The 17,415-nt window shown below is 70.1% G+C and carries 14 protein-coding genes and 2 riboswitches; of the genes, 8 read left to right on the forward strand and 6 right to left on the reverse strand.

Annotated features, from left to right (window positions below):
- The first annotated feature begins 65 nt into the window (after positions 1-65).
- Positions 66-980: a MerR family transcriptional regulator gene (locus AB0A90_RS01180; RefSeq protein ID WP_357239650.1), complete on the forward strand. Its 915-nt coding sequence runs from the start codon at positions 66-68 to the stop codon at positions 978-980.
- Positions 981-1,355: 375 nt separating this feature from the next.
- Here the strand turns inward: AB0A90_RS01180 and AB0A90_RS01185 are convergent, their stop codons facing one another.
- Both AB0A90_RS01185 and AB0A90_RS01190 read right to left on the reverse strand, forming a co-directional pair.
- Positions 1,356-2,351 (reverse strand): ribonucleotide-diphosphate reductase subunit beta, encoded by a 996-nt coding sequence (locus tag AB0A90_RS01185; protein WP_357240648.1) that lies wholly within the window; start codon positions 2,349-2,351, stop codon positions 1,356-1,358.
- Between the two features lie 47 nt (positions 2,352-2,398).
- Positions 2,399-4,723, reverse strand: coding sequence for a ribonucleoside-diphosphate reductase subunit alpha (locus tag AB0A90_RS01190; protein WP_357240651.1), 2,325 nt, complete (start codon positions 4,721-4,723; stop codon positions 2,399-2,401).
- A gap of 195 nt (positions 4,724-4,918) precedes the next feature.
- A riboswitch (cobalamin riboswitch) is annotated at positions 4,919-5,136 on the reverse strand.
- A 564-nt stretch (positions 5,137-5,700) separates the two neighbouring features.
- Between AB0A90_RS01190 and AB0A90_RS01195 the strand changes: the two genes are divergently transcribed.
- Positions 5,701-7,095 (forward strand): L-fuconate dehydratase, encoded by a 1,395-nt coding sequence (locus AB0A90_RS01195; RefSeq protein WP_357239652.1) that lies wholly within the window; start codon positions 5,701-5,703, stop codon positions 7,093-7,095.
- A 9-nt stretch (positions 7,096-7,104) separates the two neighbouring features.
- On the forward strand, positions 7,105-7,827 hold the full coding sequence (locus AB0A90_RS01200; protein WP_357239655.1) for a FadR/GntR family transcriptional regulator: 723 nt from the start codon (positions 7,105-7,107) through the stop codon (positions 7,825-7,827).
- Positions 7,828-7,931: 104 nt separating this feature from the next.
- Here AB0A90_RS01200 and AB0A90_RS01205 read toward each other — a convergent pair whose 3' ends face one another.
- The 4 genes from AB0A90_RS01205 to AB0A90_RS01220 form a co-directional block, all read right to left on the reverse strand.
- The gene (locus AB0A90_RS01205) at positions 7,932-8,750 is read right to left on the reverse strand and encodes an ATP-binding cassette domain-containing protein (RefSeq protein ID WP_357239658.1); all 819 of its coding nucleotides are present in this window, start codon (positions 8,748-8,750) and stop codon (positions 7,932-7,934) included.
- Complete coding sequence (locus tag AB0A90_RS01210; protein ID WP_357239660.1) at positions 8,750-9,802, reverse strand: ABC transporter substrate-binding protein; 1,053 nt, start codon at positions 9,800-9,802, stop codon at positions 8,750-8,752. The genes AB0A90_RS01205 and AB0A90_RS01210 overlap by 1 nt, the downstream gene beginning before the upstream one ends.
- 40 nt (positions 9,803-9,842) lie before the next feature.
- A complete protein-coding gene (locus AB0A90_RS01215; RefSeq protein WP_357239663.1) occupies positions 9,843-10,850 on the reverse strand; it encodes an ABC transporter permease in 1,008 nt (335 codons plus the stop codon).
- 319 nt (positions 10,851-11,169) lie between these two features.
- Positions 11,170-12,048 (reverse strand): amidohydrolase family protein, encoded by an 879-nt coding sequence (locus tag AB0A90_RS01220; RefSeq protein ID WP_357239666.1) that lies wholly within the window; start codon positions 12,046-12,048, stop codon positions 11,170-11,172.
- Between the two features lie 290 nt (positions 12,049-12,338).
- Positions 12,339-12,413, forward strand: a riboswitch (cobalamin riboswitch).
- A 58-nt stretch (positions 12,414-12,471) separates the two neighbouring features.
- On the opposite strand from AB0A90_RS01220, the gene AB0A90_RS01225 reads away from it, so the two are divergent.
- From AB0A90_RS01225 to AB0A90_RS01245, 5 genes are all read left to right on the forward strand, one after another.
- A complete protein-coding gene (locus tag AB0A90_RS01225; RefSeq protein ID WP_357239669.1) occupies positions 12,472-12,675 on the forward strand; it encodes a CbtB domain-containing protein in 204 nt (67 codons plus the stop codon).
- Positions 12,666-13,436, forward strand: coding sequence for a CbtA family protein (locus AB0A90_RS01230; RefSeq protein WP_357239672.1), 771 nt, complete (start codon positions 12,666-12,668; stop codon positions 13,434-13,436). The genes AB0A90_RS01225 and AB0A90_RS01230 overlap by 10 nt, the downstream gene beginning before the upstream one ends.
- Positions 13,433-14,038: a histidine phosphatase family protein gene (locus AB0A90_RS01235; RefSeq protein ID WP_357239675.1), complete on the forward strand. Its 606-nt coding sequence runs from the start codon at positions 13,433-13,435 to the stop codon at positions 14,036-14,038. Before AB0A90_RS01230 ends, AB0A90_RS01235 begins: the two co-directional genes overlap by 4 nt.
- 593 nt (positions 14,039-14,631) lie before the next feature.
- Positions 14,632-15,678: a polysaccharide deacetylase family protein gene (locus AB0A90_RS01240; protein ID WP_357239678.1), complete on the forward strand. Its 1,047-nt coding sequence runs from the start codon at positions 14,632-14,634 to the stop codon at positions 15,676-15,678.
- Between the two features lie 269 nt (positions 15,679-15,947).
- A complete protein-coding gene (locus AB0A90_RS01245; RefSeq protein WP_357239681.1) occupies positions 15,948-17,366 on the forward strand; it encodes a PQQ-binding-like beta-propeller repeat protein in 1,419 nt (472 codons plus the stop codon).
- Positions 17,367-17,415 lie beyond the last annotated feature (49 nt).

Genomic DNA, 17,415 nt, shown 5'->3' on the forward strand with positions numbered 1-17,415 from the left:
GGCCCTGGCACCGCGACGATCGACACGTTGACCCGTACCCCGGGGTGCGGGTTTAGGGTCGCGGGATGCGGGTGGGTGAGCTGGCACGACGGACCGGGACCACGGTCCGGGCCTTGCGGTACTACGAGTCGGCAGGGTTGGTCGTGCCCCGGCGGCTGGGCAACGGCTACCGGGAGTACGACCCGATCGCGGTGCGGCTGGTGGCCCAGATCCGCGAGTTGATGGCGCTCGGCCTCACCGTCGAGGAGACCCGACCGTTCGTCGAGTCGATCGCCGGTGGCGCCGACGACGCCGACGTCTGCGCGGCGGCGGTGGCGACGTACCGCAGCACCATCACCGGCCTGCAGGAGCGGATCGGCAAACTGACCGCCCAGCGGGACGCGCTGGACGCCCGCCTCGACGCGGCCGCGACCCAGGTCGTGCCCGGCAGCGCGGCGGTCGGCACCGACCCCGCCGCGCTGGTCGGCACCCGCCTGCCGCCCCTGTCCTTCTACGGGACCGACGGCCGCCCGGTCGACCTCGGCGCGCTCGGCGCCGGGCGCACCGTCATCTTCGTGTACCCCCTGACCGGGCGGCCGGGTGTCGACCTGCCCAACGGGCTGCTGGAGGTCCATGGCGCCCGGGGCAGCACCGAGCAGGCCGCCTGGTTCCGCGACCACCACGCGGAGCTCCGCGCCGCCGGCGCGGCCCGGGTGTACGGCCTGTCCGCGCAGTCGACCGGGTACCAGCGGGAACTCGCCCACCGGCTGCGGCTGCCCTACCCGCTGATCCCCGACCCGCGGCTGACGCTTGCCGACGCGCTGCGGCTGCCCACCCGCACCGCCGGGGACATGACGCTCTACGAGCGGTTGACGCTGATCATCGCCGACGGCGAGGTCGAACACGTCTTCCACCCGATTCCGGACCCGGCGTCGCACCCGCTGCACGTGATGCGGTGGCTCACCAAGCGACGCCAGGCCCCTGGCGCGGTCGCCGCCTAGAAGTCGTCGTCGAACTAGCCGCACTGCTCGGCGTCCATCGTTACTTCTGCAACATGATCGATGCGGCGTCCGCCACAACACCCAACGACCAATCGAGCTGACCGCATTCGCTCTGACTCGTGCACTCGAGGCAGCCGCCTGAACGCCACGGCTGGTCAAGTGCCCGAGTCCAGTGGGCATCAAGCGTCCGCATCGCGCATCAACCGGGTCATGACGATCCTCAAAGACCGCGAGTTTAGACGGAGTGACTGTCATCCACCCCGCACTACCTCGTCGATCATGGAGTTGTGGTGGGTGACAAAGTGCATGCACGACACCAAATCAGGCACCACAACTCCATGATCGGCGAGACCGCGGCCGTGGGTCGGTCGCCGCCTAGAAGTCGTCGTCGAAGGCGACGGTGCCTTCCACCCCGACCTGGTACGCCGACACCCGCCGCTCGAAGAAGTTGGACAGCTCCTGCACGTCCTGCAACTCCATGAAGCCGAACGGGTTGCTCGACCCGTAGTGCGGGGCGATGCCGAGCTGGGCCAGGCGGCGGTCGGCGACGTGCTGGAGATACTCCCGCATGTCGGCCAACGTCAGGCCGGGCACGCCGTGGCCCACCAGGTCCTCGGCGAACTGCACCTCGCACTCGACGGCCTCGACGAGCATCTGCCGCACCTGGTCGGCGAGGTCGTCGTCGAACAGGTCGGGTTCCTCGGCGCGGACGGTGTCGACGACGTCGAACGCGAACGCCATGTGCATCGACTCGTCGCGGAACACCCAGTTGGTGCCCGAGGCCAGACCGTGCAGCAGGCCACGGGAGCGCAGGAAGTAGACGTACGCGAAGGCGCCGTAGAAGAACAGCCCCTCGATGCACGCGGCGAAGCAGATCAGGTTGAGCAGGAACGTCCGGCGGTCGTCCCGGGTCCGCAGCTCCCGCAGGTCGTTCAGGGAGTCGATCCAGCGGAAGCAGAACTCGGCCTTGCGACGGATCGAGGGGATGTTCTCGATGGCGGCGAAGGCCTCGAAGCGCTCGGTCTCGTCGGGCACGTACGTGTCGAGCAGGTTGAGGTAGAACTGGACGTGCACGGCCTCCTCGAACAGCTGCCGGGACAGGTAGAGGCGACCCTCGGGGCTGTTGACGTGCTGGTAGAGGTTGAGCACCAGGTTGTTGGCGACGATCGTGTCGCCGGTGGCGAAGAACGCCACCAGACGGCTGACCAGGTGCCGCTCGGCCGGCGACAGCTTGTCCAGGTCGGCGAGGTCGGCGTGCAGGTCGACCTCCTCGACCGTCCAGGTGTTGCGGATGGCGTCGCGGAACCTGTCGAAGAAGTGCGGGTAACGCATCGGGCGGAGGGTGAGGTCCATCCCGGGGTCGAGCAGCATGTGCGTGGTCCTCGTGTCGGTGGTGTTGGCGTCGGCGGTGCGGGCGGTCACTGGCAGGCCTCGCACGACTCGGGGTTCTCCAGCGAGCAGGCCAGCGCCTCCGCGTCGACGGCGACGGCGACGGGTGCGACAGCACTGACGGTGGCCTGTTGGATCCGGGTGGCGGGCCGCGAGCGCAGGTAGTACGTGGACTTCAGCCCGGCCTTCCAGGCGTACAGGTACATCGAGGAGAGCTTGCCGATGGTCGGCGCGGCCAGGAACAGGTTCAGCGACTGGGACTGGTCGATGAACGGGGCACGGGCGGCGGCCAGGTCGATCAGCGCCCGCTGCGGCAGTTCCCAGGCGGTGCGGAACAACTCCCGGACGCCGGCCGGCAGCTCGGCGATGTCCTGCACCGACCCCTCCGCCCGCTTGATCGCCGAGCGGATCCGCTCGGTCCACAGACCGCGGGCCTTCAACTCGCGGACCAGAGCGGTGTTGACCTGGAGGAACTCCCCCGACAGGGTCTCGCGCTTGAACAGGTTGGACACCTGCGGCTCGATGCACTCGTAGCACCCGGCGATCGAGGCGATGGTCGCGGTCGGCGCGACCGCCACGAGCAGCGAGTTGCGCAGCCCGTCCGTCGCAACCCGCTGGCGCAGCGCGTCCCAGCGCGCGGTCTGCGTACCCTCGACACCCCACAGGTCCGGTTGGAGCTGGCCCCGCGCGGCCCGGGTCTGCGGGTACGCCGGGTGCGCGCCGAAGCGACGCGCCAGGTCGGCGGAGGTCTCCAGCGCGGTCAGGTACAACTCCTCGCTGATCCGGGTGGACAGCTCCCGAGCGGCCGGCGAGTCGAACGGCAGCCGCAGCGCGAAGAAGACGTCCTGAAGGCCCATCAGCCCGAGCCCCACCGGCCGCCAGCGGGGGTTGCTCGCCGCCGCCTGCTCGGTCGGGTAGTAGTTGATGTCGATGACCCGGTCCAGGAAGGTCACGGCGGTACGGACGGTGGCGCGCAGCCGCTCCCAGTCGATGCCGCCGTCGCTGAGGTGCGCGGCGAGGTTCACCGAGCCGAGGTTGCACACGGCGGTCTCGGCGTCGCTGGACACCTCGATGATCTCGGTGCACAGGTTGGACAGGTGCACCACGTTGCCGTCCTCGGCGGTCTGGTTGCACAGTCGGTTCGCGGCGTCCTTGAAGGTCATCCACCCGTTGCCGGTCTGGGCGAGGGTGCGCATCATCCTGCCGTACAGCTCCCGCGCCGGGACCTGCCGCACGTGGCGGCCCTGCGCCTCGGCCTGCCGGTACGCGGCGTCGAACCGCTCCCCCCACAGGTCGGGCAGCTCGGGTACCTCGTGCGGGTCGAACAGTGACCACATCTCGTCGGCCTCGACCCGGCGCATGAACTCGTCCGGGATCCAGTTGGCCAGGTTGAGGTTGTGGGTGCGGCGGGCGTCCTCGCCGGTGTTGTCCCGCAGTTGTAGGAACTCCTCGATGTCCGGGTGCCACGGTTCCAGATAGACGCAGGCCGCGCCCTTGCGCCGGCCGCCCTGGTTGACCGCGGCGACGCTCGCGTCCAGTGTGCGCAGCCACGGCACGATCCCGTTGGACTGCCCGTTGGTGCCGCGGATCAGTGCACCCCTGGACCGGACCCGGGAGTACGCGATGCCGATGCCGCCGGCGAACTTGGACAGGTTGGCGACCTGGGCGTACCGCTGGTAGATGGAGTCCAACTCGTCGCGCGGAGAGTCGACCAGATAGCAGGAGGACATCTGGGTGTGTCGGGTGCCGGAGTTGAACAGTGTCGGCGAGCTGGGCAGATAGGCCAGGCTGGACATCAGCCGGTAGAAGCCGACCGCCTCGTCCGGCGTCTGGGACAGCCCGCAGGCCACCCGGAGCAGCCAGTACTGCGGGGTCTCCAGCACCAGCCGGCTGGTGGGGTGACGCAGCAGGTACCTGTCGTACACCGTGCGCAGGCCGAAGTACTCGAATCGTCGGTCGCCGTCGGGATCGACAGCGTGGTCGAGCATCGGGGCGTGGGCGGCGACGAACGCGGCGGTGTCGTCGCCGACCAGGCCCTCGGCGTGGCCGATCCGGATCGCCGCGCTGAACGAGGTGACGCCCTGTCGACGCACCTCCTTGTCGACGTAGCCGGACAGCAGCCGGGCGGCGAGGCGCGAGTACTGCGGTTCCTCACCGATCATCTCGGCGGCGGTCTGGATGGAGAGCCGGTCCATCTCGGCCGTCGTCGCGCCGTCGTACAGGCCGCTGATCGTGCGGGTGGCGACCCGCATCGGGTCGACGTCGGCCAGGTCGTCGGCCCACCGCTCGACCGCACGGACGATCTTGTTGACGTCCACGGACTCGGTGGTGCCGTTGCGCTTGCGCACCTGCATCGGCGTGCGCCGGACGGCCGCGTCGCCGCTGACCGGGACTGCCTCGGTGACTGTCACCACTCACTCCTCGCGAGTTCGAGACCTGATGGCCCCTCGAACGCGTGGAGACGGACACCAACGGACGCCACGCCGGCACGGCGTGGGTCAGGTGGCGTCGGCCGTCCCACGCGGCCTCGGACCGCCGCCCACCCGGGTGCGGGTACGCGGCGCGCTGGCAGGTCTTCGGACTCGTGGGCACGACCGGGTTGGCCGGTCTCCTACTGGCCGTCGCTTCCCAGACCGCTTCGTGGCCCAGTGCTTCTGACGGCTGTCGTTCCCACTCACCGCTGCGGGACAGTCCCGGATTTCCACCGGGTTCCCTCTTGCCTCGACCACTCCGGATGAGCGGCCGAACCAGCTGCGTTCGACACCATATATAGGGACGCTGCGGTTGTCACACCCCACATGTCGGTCTCGGGCGTGTCGACGGCGACCTCCGTGACGGTCATCACCGGCCACGCCGACCAGGCCGAGTCGCGCCGGGGCGCGGTGGACCGACACCCGCGCGGCGCGCGGCACACGAGCAGGTGTCGACATTCGGAAAGGTGTGATGTATTAAGTCTTTAGATGTAAGGATCCCTACCTATACTTAGGCGTCAATGTAGTTATCCGGAGTGGACATCTAATCTTCTGAACCACTCCTCATATCTCGCACCACCGTCCCCATCGGGCCGGCGGTGCCGCAGCAGTGCCCGGGCCGACGACGAGGTGCCGCCCGTCGAAGGTGCCTACCAGCGCGGCGAATGTCGGCACCACCGCATTAAGGGCTCGCGGATCGGGTACGGCGATCACGGGGACCGCGCACCGACGAATCTCCAGCACGAAGAAACATTGGATGTCTTCGATACCCGACGGATCGACGTCGTTGACGCGTCGGATCGACCCTCCGTATACTCCCAGAGATCATCTGATCTTTAGCCTAACCGGGCGAGGAGCGCATGCCGCAGATCACCGCCGTCACTGTCGAGGACGTCCGCTTCCCCACCTCCCTGACCGCTGACGGCTCCGACGCCATGAACAAGGACGGCGACTACTCGGCGGCCTACGTCGTCCTGCACACCGACGGCGTCGACAGCAGCGGTGCGCCACTCGCGGGCCACGGCCTGACCTTCACCATCGGCCGGGGCAACGACATCGTCGTCGCGGCGGCCGTCCATCAGGCACAGCGCCTCGTCGGCGTGGACGTCGCGACGATGGCGGCGGACATGGGCGCGGTCTACCGTCTGCTCACCTCCGACTCGCAACTACGCTGGCTCGGCCCAGAGAAGGGTGTCGTGCACCTGTCGCTGGCCGCCGTCCTCAACGCGTCGTGGGATCTGGTCGCCCGGGTCGCCGACAAGCCGCTGTGGCGGCTGCTCGTCGACATGTCCCCCGAGCAGCTCGTCGACATCGCGGACCTGCGCTACCTGTCCGACGCGCTGACCCGGGACGAGGCGCTGGCCATCCTGCGGGCCAAGGAGAGCACGAAGGCGGCCCGTCTCGCCGAGCTCGACCGGACCGGCTACCCCGCCTACACCACCTCGGCAGGCTGGCTCGGCTACGGCGACGACAAGCTGCGCCGGCTGTGCCAGGAGGCGGTGGACACCGGCTACGGCTACGTCAAGCTGAAGGTGGGCGCCAACCTCGACGACGACATCCGCCGGTGCGGCATCGCCCGGGAGATCCTCGGTCCGGACCGCAACCTGATGATCGACGCCAACCAGGTGTGGGACGTCGGTCAGGCCATCGAGTGGGTCAAGGCCCTGGCGCAGTTCGAGCCACTGTGGATCGAGGAGCCGACCAGCCCCGACGACATTCTGGGCCACGCCGCCGTGCGCCGCGCCGTCGCTCCGATCGGAGTCGCCACCGGCGAGCACTGCCACAACCGGGTGATGTTCAAGCAGTTGTTCCAGGCCGAGGCCATCGACTTCTGCCAACTGGACACCGGCAGGTTGGCCAGCATCAACGAGATCGTCGCCGTGCTGCTGCTCGCCGCGAAGTTCGACATCCCCGTGTGCCCCCACGCCGGCGGTGTCGGGCTGTGCGAGATGGTCCAGCACGTGTCGGTGCTCGACTACGTGGCGATCTCGGGAGATCTCACCAACCGGGTCACCGAGTTCGTCGACCACCTGCACGAGCATTTCACCGACCCGTGCATCATCCAGGACACCGGCTCGGGCAGCGGTTACGTCCTGCCCAGCCAGCCCGGTTACTCCACCCGGATGCGCCAGGAGTCGGTCGAGCTCTACCGGTTCCCCGACGGCGGCTACTGGGCGGCGACGGACCCGACTACGGTGTCATCTTCGGAGCCGTACGTGATCGCGGGTGGGACGGCCACCCCCGCCGGCCGCTAGGGGGATGTCATGTCGCGCACCGACGAGGTGGTGAACGGCATCAAACGGATGATCCTCGAAGGGCGTTTCAAGCCCGGGGACCGGCTGCCCATCGAAAAGGACCTCGCCGAGTCGCTCGGCGTCTCGCGGGGCTCGCTGCGCGAGGGGATGTCGGCTCTGTCGATCCTCGGCATCGTCAATATCCGCCAGGGTGACGGCACCTACGTCACCAACCTCGACGCGCCGCAACTGTTGGCCCCGATGGGCTTCGTGGTCGACTTCCAGGGTCAGGGCGACCCACGGCACGTGCACATCGTCCGGCGGCTGTTGGAGTGCGAGGCCGCCCGCCTGGCGGCGACCAGGATCACCGACGAGGCCCTCGCCCAGGCGGGCGAACTGCTCGACGAGGCGGCGCGGATCGCCGGTCGGTCGCCGCAGGAGCACGAACGGATCATGGAGATCGACATCGCGTTCCACCGGATCATCGCGGTGCACGCCGACAATCCGGTGCTCGTCGGTCTCATCGAGGCGTTCGCCGGGCGCACCCTGCGCGGGCGGCTCTGGCGGAGCCTGCACGAGGAGGGCGCGGACCGGCGTACCCACGACGAGCACGTCGCGATCCTGAAGGCCCTGGTGGCCCGGGACCCCGAGCGTGCCCGGATCCGGATGGCCAACCACCTGATCGGGGTGGAGGAATCGCTGTACGGGCAACCCGCCGACGGTGACGCCAACGTCGAGCCGGCGCGGTTCTGAGCAACCACCTCGGCGTACGACGGCGCGCCGCGCACCCGCCCGGGGCCCGGCGGCTCCGGGGCGCGCCCTCGATCATGTGATCGCGCGCGCCCCGGCCGACGAGGTCAGCGGTCGTCCCGCTCTCCGCCGGTGCTTCCGGTCATCGCCGCGACCAGGTCGTCGGTGGTGACCTCGTCCGCGCGCAGCCGGGCCGCCCGCCGGCCGAGCCGCAGCACCTCGACCCGGTCGGCGATCTCGAGCACCTGCGGCATGTTGTGGCTCACCAACACCACCGACATGCCGGCGTCCCGAGCCCGCCGGACGACGTCGAGCACCCGCCCGGTCTGGACGACACCGAGCGCCGCGGTCGGCTCGTCGAGGATGACCACGTTCGTCGCCCAGATGATCGCGCGCGCCACCGCGACGCACTGTCGCTGCCCACCGGACAACATCGCGATCGGGGTGGTGACCCGGGGGATCCGCACGCCCAGTTCGTCGAGGGCCGCGGCAGCGCCCTGCCGCATGGCGCGCTTGTCGAGCAGCCCCAGCCGGCCGAGCGGTCCGGAGCGCAGGATCTCCCGACCGAGGTACAGGTTGGCGGCCACGCTGAGATCGTCGGCGACGGCCAGGTCCTGGTAGACGGTCTCCACCCCCGCACGTCGGGCGTCGACGGGCGTGGAGAACTGGACGGGACGGCCATCCACCCGGATCTCGCCCTCGTCGGGCGGGTGCACACCGGACAGTGTCTTGATCAGCGTGCTCTTTCCGGCGCCGTTGTCGCCGATCAGCGCGACGACCTCACCCCGGTGGACCGTGAAGTCGGCGCCGCGCAACGCCTCGACGTGCCCGAACCGCTTGACGATGCCACGGGCTTCGAGGACCGGTGGCTGCTCGGCGGTCGGTTGCGTGTCGCTGGCGGCGGTAGCCGTCGGGGTCGCGCCCATCACTGCACCGGCGGGTTGGCGCAGCTGGGCTCGAGCACCGCCTTGATCTCCGCGGAGTCGATGTTCTCCTTGGTGACGAACGTGACGCCGGTGTCGGCCGACGCCAGCGGCGCCTTGTCCCGCAGGTGCTTGACCATCTTGTCGACGCCGAAGTAGCCCATCTTGAACGGGTTCTGCACGACCAACGCCGAGATCTGGCCGCTGCGCACCCCGGCGATCTCGTCCGGGGCGGCGTCCCAGCCGATGATGACCACCTTGCCGGACTTGCCGGCCGCCTGGATGGCCTGCGCGGCACCGAGCACGCTCGGCTCGTTGGCCGCGAAGATGCCGGCGAGGTTGGGGTTGGCGGTGAGAATGTTCTCGGTGACGCGTCGTGCCTCGTTGACGTCGCTGCGGCTGGGCTGCTGGCCGACCAGCTTGAGGTTGGGATACTGGGCGAGGCCGGCCTTGAAGCCGTCCACCCGCTCGGTGTTGGTCTGCGATCCCGGCTGGAACTCGACGAGCGCCACCTGGTGGTTGCCGGGGCCGAGTTCGGTGGCGAGCAGCTTCGCCGCCTCGGTGGCCGACGCGCGGTTGTCGGTGGCGAACAGCGGCACGTTCGACGGCTGCGGGCTGGTGCCAGAGTCGATCATCGCGACCGGGATGTTCGCGGCGAGCGCCTTGTCGGTCGCGGGCGCCAGCGCGCTGGAGTCCGTCGCCGCGTACACGATGCCGTCGACCTTCTTGGTGACGAAGTTCTGGATCAGGTTGACCTGGCCCTCGACGTCGGTTTCGGCGGTCACCCCGTCCCACTGGACGGTGACGTCCCCCGCGCGCTGCGCGGCGCACTCCGCGCCCGCCTTCACGGTGTTCCAGTAGTCGGCACCGACGGCCTTCGGCACGACGGCGAGCTTCAACGGCCCGCTCGCGTCCTTCGTCGCGCCGTCGCCGCCGTCGCGAACCTCGACCCCGCCGCAGGCGCTGAGCAGAGCGGTCGCCGCGGCCGCGGCCAGAACCGCTCGTACACCCAGGATCGACCGTCGCGTCCGCCGGCTGGTGGTGGTGTGCGCCATGGTGTGTGTCCTTCCTCGTTCGGAGCCTCGGAATGGCATGTCAACCCCGTGATTCCAGCCGCCGGCGGCGGTACTGGTCGAAGTAGACGGCGGCCCAGATGATCAGGCCGACGATCACCTGCTGGTAGTGGATGCTGATGTCGAGCAGGACAGCGCCGTTGCGCACCAGCGCGATGAGGAACGCGCCGATGATGGTCCCGACGATCCGGCCCTGGCCACCGAACAGGCTGGCGCCGCCGATGACCGCGGCGGCGATGACGTCGAGCTCCAGGGAGATCCCGTAGTTGGGCTGGCCGGAGTTGACCCGGGACGCGGCGATCATGCCGCCCAGCCCGACCAGCACGCCCGCCAGCACGTACACGCCGGTCAGGTGACGCCCCACCCGGATGCCCGAGCGGCGGGCCGCCTCCAGATTGGAGCCCATCGCGTAGGTGTACTGGCCGAAGCGGGTCTGGGAGAGCAGGAAGGCGACCCCCACCGCGACCAGGACGGTGATCACCACGGCGAACGGAATGCCGAGGATCTCCCCGTTACCGAGCAGCTGGAAGGATCGGGGCAGGCCGTAGACGCCGACCGCACCGGTGATGATGAAGACGAGGCCGCGGCCCACGGACATCGTGCCCAGCGTCGCGATGAACGGCGGGATCCGGGCCACGGTCACCAGCAGCCCGTTCAGCAGGCCGGCCAGCGCGCCGACGCCGATCGCGACCACCGTCGCCGCCCAGAGCGAGAAGCCGAGGTCGCGGACGACCATCGCTCCCACGACGCCGGCGAGCGCGGCGACCGATCCGACGGACAGGTCGATGCCCTTCGTGATGATGACCATCGTCTGCGCCGTGGCGATGATGGCGATCACCGCGGTCTGCGCTCCGATGTTGAAGAGGTTGTCCGCGGTGAGGAAGTAGGGACTGGCGACGGTCAGCGCGACGAACAGGACGACGAGCGCGGTCGCGGCGGTCAGCTCGGAGACGGCGTGGGAGATCCGTTCGCGGAACCAGTCGCTGAGTTCGCCGCGCCGCGTGCCGACGGATGCCTCGACGGTACTCATCGTCGGATCTGACCTCCCCAAGCGTGGCGTCGGCGCGCGACGGGGGATTCCCCGGCGAGCCGGCAACCTCTGAGCCACCGCGCCTCCTCGGCGGGGTGCGCGGGCTCGTGCCCGCACACCCGTCGAGATAGGTCGGATGTTTCCCTCGATCAGGCGTTACCTTGCCACGCATTGACTCATGTTGCCAAGGTCTTACGGGCATGTTGTCGGGGTGACCCGGCACAGGCCCGGCATACGTCTGATCAAACTGGCACAACCTGCGGCTCAGCGACAGGCCCGGCCCGAGGTGCGGCCCGTCAGTCGGCGAGCCGCGGCGGCGTCACGCCGGGTCCAGCCGGTACGCCCGACGGGCCGTCCGCCCCCAGATCGCCGCCCGCTCGTCGTCGCCCAGCGGGTCCAGCAGTTCGGTGAGGGCCTCGACCCAGCGCGCGTACGAGGAGGCGAGCAGGCACACCGGCCAGTCCGAGCCGAACATCAGCCGGTCCGGGCCGAACGCGTCGAGCGCGTGCTCGACGGCGGGCCGGAGGTCGGCCGTCGTCCACGAGGGACCATCCACCTCGGTCACCAGACCGGAGAGCTTCGCCGTCGTGTTGGGCTCGGCGGCGAGCGCCCGCAGGTCGCGCGGCCAGTCGCCGAGGCCGGCGTGCCCGAGCGAGGGCTTGCCGAGGTGGTCCAGGACGAACCGCATCTCGGGCAGGTCGCGGACGAGCCGGGTGGCCGCCGGCAACTGGTGGTCGCGTACCAGCAGATCGAAGGCCAGGCCGGCGGCGCCCACCGCGGCGATGCCCCGCCGGATGTCCGGGCGGTCGAGGTACGCCGGGTCGGGCTCGGACTGGACGAGGTCGCGAATACTCACCAGTCGCTCTCCGCCGCGCGCTGACCGGAGCCGGTCGAGGCGATCGCCGACGTTGTCGGCGGCGAGGTCGACCCAGCCGACGACCCCGGCGATGAGGGGATCGTCAGCCGCGATGCCCAGCAGCTCGGGCGTCTCCGTCCGGACCGCGATGGACTGCACCACGACGGTCTGGGTGACTCCGGCGGCTCGGGCCACCGGAGCGAGATCGAGCGGGGTGAAGTCGTGGTCGATCGCGGCCATGGTGTGCGGATCGATCCAGGGCTGCGGGTGCCGGGCACGGACCCACAGATGGTGGTGCGCGTCGACGATGCCCTGGCCCGACGCGGCCTCGGTGCTCGTCATCGGACATGTCCTGGCGTGCTCACTGCTCTCCCCCACCCCGCCCAGTCATTGGTCTGACGTCCGGCTCGACTCGTTGTTACGGAACCGATCCGGCAGTTTGACCATGTTAGCGGTAACAGCACGCCGACGGGGTCGCCGAGCGGATGCTTTGGCGCAACCAAGCATCATATCTTTAGAATTTAAGCTTGTCGATACCGCTGCTCGTTGCGGGTTACTGGGCCGCCCAGGTCCCGGGTTGACCGCCTGCGGCGACACCGATACCGTCGACCCACTATCTGCGGAGACGCGAGGGAAGCCGGTGTGATTCCGGCGCGGTCGCGCCACTGTAAGCGGTCCCGCCTCAACGGGGCCGCGAGCCAGGACGCTCGGTCGTCCGCAGCCTTGCGATGGGGACGCGTCATCCCTGGGGAGGTTCGTGATCTTATGTCTACTTCCACGTCCAGCCAGCCGTTGGTCCGTCCCGCTGGCGATTCCCGTCTGTTGTGGACGGTGCTGGCCACCGTCGTGATGCTCAGCCTGCTGGCCTACCTCGTCGCCTTCGATCAGGGAGCAGTCTCGCGCAGCGGGATGTACCTGCACGAGCTGATGCACGACGGCCGGCACCTGCTGGGTGTCCCGTGCCACTGACGTCCACCACCGCTCCTCCGTTCGTCACCGTCCTCGTCCGCGGCCTGCTCGCCGGCCTGATCGCCGGCCTGCTCGCCGGGGCGTTCGCCTACGTCGCCGGCGAACCGCGCGTCGAGGCGGCCATCGCGATCGAGGAGGCGGCGACGCACGCCGAGCCCGCGGCCGGCGGGCACGACCACCAGGACGCCCTGGTCAGCCGCACCGGTCAGCGCGGAGGCCTGTTCCTGGCCACCGGCCTGTTCGGCGCCGCGATGGGCGGCCTGCTGGCCACCGCGTACGTCCTGCTGTCCCGCCGGCGACGGACCTACGACGACGGCCGCTCCGGACTGCTGCTGGCCGGCGCGGCGCTGCTCGGCGCGGTCATCGTGCCGTTCGTGAAATATCCGGCGAATCCGCCGGCCGTCGGCGACCCGGCCACCATCAACCAGCGCACCGTCACCTACCTGCTGATGGTGGTGCTCGGTCTGGTGGCGGTGTGGGCCGGCTCCCTCGGTTACCGCGCGGTCGGCAGCACGGCGCCGCTGTGGCAGCGCGCGGCCGCGGCCGCTGGCGGGTTCCTGCTGGTCGCCGTGGTGTCCTACGTGGTGATGCCCTCCTTCCAGGAGGTCCCGGCGGACTTCCCGGCGGCCCTGCTGTGGGACTTCCGGCTGGCCTCGCTCGGCACGCAGGTGGTGCTGTGGACCGGGATCGGCCTGGTGTTCGCGGCCCTGATGCACCACGAGCTGCGTCGCCGGACCACCACGGCGCTGCCGAGCAGGTGACCGCCACCAGCCTCCGGCTGGTCGCCCACGGTCACACCGTCGCCCTGCGTCGGGCCCGCTTCGGTGGGCCCGACGACGGCCTGGACGAGGGCGGCCTGCGTGCCGTCCGCGCCCTGGCCGACGCCGGCCAGGACCGGCGCGGGCACCTGAGTGCCGGCGACGCCTGCCTGTCGAGTCCGGCGGCGGCGGCCACCCAGACCGCCGACGCCCTCGGCCTGCACCCCACCATCGAACCGGCGTTGGCCGACTGTGACTACGGCGACTGGACCGGGCGGGCATTCGAGGAGATCGCCGTCGAGCAGCCGCAGGCACTGCACGAGTGGCTGGCCGCACCGGACTCCGCGCCGCACGGCGGCGAGTCCGTCGCCGCGGTACGGGACCGGGTCGGTCACTGGCTGGACGGGCAACGGAGCATCGGTCGGCGGATCACCGCGATCACCCACCCGCTGGTGATCCGGGTCGCGGTCGTGCACGCCCTCGACCTGCCGTTGGCGACCTACCGGCAGGTGGACGTGGAGCCGCTGGCGATCGTCCGGCTCACCGGTCGGGGGGCACGCTGGCAGCTCCGACTGGGCGCGCCGCGCGCCCACTTCCCGGCATGACCCGCTCGCGTCAGCGGAAGTCGGGGCATCCACGGTGTCTCGATGCCCCGCCTCCCGTCACACCGAGCCGATCAATGTCCGAACGCCGACGGCCGCGCCGCGCGCCGTGCCGCGCGCCGTGCCGTGCCGTGCCGTGCGCCGTGCCGTGCCGCGCGCCGTGCCGCGCTGTGATCAACTCGGTCTTCAGAAAGTCGCGGTGTCCGGGTTGGCGCGACACACCGAGGCTCAGAAAGCCGAGTCGATCACGGCGGGGCGAGACCGATCAGGGACCACCGATACTTCCGGCCTCCGTTCCGGATCATTCCGGGTGGCAACGCATCCGCCGGAATGATCCATTGTGGCTACGCACGACGCGCCCCGGCCGCTCCTGCCCGGTGAACATGGGATCGATCCCGAACGCTGTCGTTGACCGGTTCCGGAGCATTTCCGGAACTTGTTGACGCATCGGAAATCCCGCTGTAATACTCCGATCCATCGAGGTCAATGCCATCGGCTTCACGACGAATGCGGCTTGGCCTCCCCACCCACCCACACCTGACCGGACCGTGCCGCCCGCGTTCCGGGCGCGTCCGGCCGGCGAGAAGGGGCATCAGATGAACAAGGTCTCCCCCAGCACGGCCCCGCGGTCGAGGCGGTTGCGCGCGGCACTGGCCGCCCTCACCACCGCCGCCGCGATGTGCGGCGTCGTCCTCGCCGCCACCTCGGCCCCGTCGAGTGCCGCCACCTGCAACGGCTACGTCGGCCTCACCTTCGACGACGGACCGACCGGCAGCACCGGCGCGCTGCTCAACGTGCTGCGCAGCAACGGCGTACGGGCCACCATGTTCAACGTCGGGCAGAACGTCCAGAACAACCGGTCGGCGGCGCAGGCGCAGGTGTCCGCCGGCATGTGGGTCGCCAACCACAGCTGGAACCACGCCCACATGACCTCGATGAGCCAGTCCCAGATGCAGTCCGACCTGTCCCAGACCAGCTCGGCGATCCAGTCGGCCACCGGCGTCCGCCCGCAGTTGTTCCGGCCTCCGTACGGGGAGACCAACTCGACCCTCCAGTCGGTCGCGTCGTCGCTCGGCATGCGCCAGGTGATCTGGGACGTGGACTCACAGGACTGGAACGGCGCGAGCGTCAGCCAGATCGTGTCCAACGCGAGCCGCCTCCAGGCGGGTCAGGTCATCCTCATGCACGACGGGATCCAGAACACCCGCGACGCGATTCCCCAGATCATGGCCAATCTGACCAGCCGCAACCTGTGCCCCGGCATGATCTCGCCGTCCACCGGTCGGGCGGTCGCGCCCGACGGCACGACCCCGCCGCCGAGCACCGGCACCCCGCCGCCCGGCACGGGGACCCCACCGCCCGGCAACGGCAGCTGCACCGCGACGGCGACGACCCCCAACGTCTGGGGCGACCGGTACAACACGTCGGTGACGGTCAGCGGCGCCAGCACGTGGACCGTGGTGGTGGCCATCACCGCACCGCAGCGCGTCTCCACCATCTGGAACGGCACCGCCACCTGGGACAGCAGCGGCACCGTCATGACCATGCGGTCCAACGGCAGCGGCAACACCTTCGGCTTCACCACGATGACCAACGGCAACAGCAGCGCCCGTCCGCAGATCCGCTCCTGCACCGCAGGCTGACCCCACTCGGACCGCCTCGCCGTGCGGCGGGTGCCGCGGCACCCGCCGCACAGGCGCACCCCGCAGCCCGGTTGCCGTGGCGCTGGCCAGCGTCGCTGTCGACGTACGGGTGACGCAGATCGTCAACCAGACCGTCGGTGCGCACGCGGTGCTCCGGGACGACGCACTGAGGTGGCCGGGCGCCGATTCTGTCAGGGGCAGCCGTTAGCGTGTGGGCACTGTCGCCGCGCCGGCCGCTCAGGCCGATCGCTGACCCCTCGGAGGCCCCCATGTCCCAGGAGACGACCTACCTCGAACTGTCCGAAGTGGACGGTGCGCACAAGTTCTACGAGGTCATCGTCGACGACGCCACGCTGACCGTGCGGTACGGTCGGATCGGCGACCAGGGGCAGGTCAAGGCCAGCGCCTACCCGGACAACGCCCGGGCCCGAGCGGCCGCGGCGAAGAAGATCGGGGAGAAGGTCCGCAAGGGCTACTCTCCGGCGGTCCCCGGCGTCCGACAGAAGCGCACCGTCTCCCGGCGGCAGATCGTCAGCACCCGCTCCACCGCCCACACCGCCCCGGTGCTCTGGCGCTACGACTCCGGCGCTCCCGCCTTCGGCATCTTCGTCGACGGGCAGCACTGCATGGTCGGCAACGAGCACGGTGTGATCACCACGCTCGACCACGACGCCCAGGTGCGCGGCCAGGTCCGCCTCCCCGACGGGGTGAAGTGCATCGTCGCCGACGACGCCTGGGTCTACGCCGGCTGCGACGACGGCAACGTCTACGACCTCTCCGGCAAGGTCCCCCGGGTGGCGTACGCGATCGCCCCGGAGATCGACATCTACTGGCTGGACATCCACGACGGCGTCCTCGGCGTCTCCGACGCCGACGGCGGGATCACCGCCGTCGACCACGAGGACGAGTTCCTGTGGCGTCGGCCCGGGCGGGGGCGCTCGGCCTGGATGGTGCGGTGCGACGACGACGCCATCTACCACGGCCACTCGCAGGGCGTGACCGGCTACGAGTGGCGGACCGGCAGCGAACTGTGGCACACCAGGACCGGTTCGGTGCTCTTCGGCTGGCAGGAGCACGGCAGTGTGTTCGCCGGCACCAGCAGCCGCGAGGTGGTGCGGCTGTCCAAGGCGGGTCGCCACGAACGCACCTATCTGTGCGATGCCCCCGTCTTCTCCTGCGCCACGGCCGAGGGCGGCCGCTACGTCTTCGCCGGTGACAGCCAGTCCTCGATCTACTGCTTCGACGCCGCCGGCACTCGGCTGTGGAAGCTCGGCACCGGCTGCGGCTCGGCGTATTCGATGCAGTATCACGACGACCGGCTCTACGTCGTCACCACCGGCGGCCACCTCGCCTGCATCGACGCCAGCGAACCGGCGATCCGGGCGGCCCAGGCCGGGGACGTGCCCGAGGTACGCGACGTCAAGGCCCCCCGCCAGGCGCCACGGCCCGTCGAGCCGACGATCGTCGAGGTGACGAGCGACGCGGGCGGAGGCGTGATCGTGCAGTGCCTCGACGATCGGGGGCGGCTACGGGTCCAGGTGCTGTCCGACGGCTACCGGCGTGACTGGTCGGTGCAGTTCCCCAAGGGGATCCGCGAGCCGGGCGCCCGCTACCTGGTGACCGAGGTCCGCGAGTCCAGCCGCGGCGGGTTCTACCGGGCGTTCGGCGACATCCGCCGACTGCGCTGATTGCGGTCGCGGCACCCGGGCCGGCACATCGACGGGACACCGATCGGCC

Source organism: Micromonospora sp. NPDC049204 (genome assembly GCF_040647935.1).
Taxonomy (GTDB): Bacteria; Actinomycetota; Actinomycetes; order Mycobacteriales; family Micromonosporaceae; genus Micromonospora.